Raw genomic sequence first — 288 nt, 5'->3', positions numbered from 1 at the left:
TCGTCCGACACTGCTTAACAGACACGGAGGATTCCAAAATGCATTTTTCTCGTATGATTCAGGCCGGCACCTTTGTTGCAACACTGGCCTGCGGCGCGGCTGCCCTGCCTGCGCAGGCTCAGGATACGTTGCGCGTCGTTGATGCACGGGGACACCAGGTCGGTATCCTGGTCCCGGTCCAGGGCATCGCAACGACAGCGGCAATGCCTGATATCGACATCATGTTCGAGGCCGTTGATCGCATGATGGCACGCAATATGGCTCTCATGGAGGCGGTCGATCGGACAT

The 288-nt window shown here is 58.0% G+C and carries 1 pseudogene; it reads left to right on the top strand.

From position 1 onward, the window contains the following. Positions 1-38 precede the first annotated feature (38 nt). Positions 39-288: pseudogene (locus HK23_RS14075) on the top strand (hypothetical protein); the annotation flags it as partial.

The sequence above is a fragment of the Acetobacter malorum genome (genome assembly GCF_002153605.1).
GTDB lineage: Bacteria > Pseudomonadota > Alphaproteobacteria > Acetobacterales > Acetobacteraceae > Acetobacter > Acetobacter malorum_A.
Note: the sequence above shows the minus strand (reverse complement) of the source record. Positions and strands in the feature narration are given on the sequence as shown.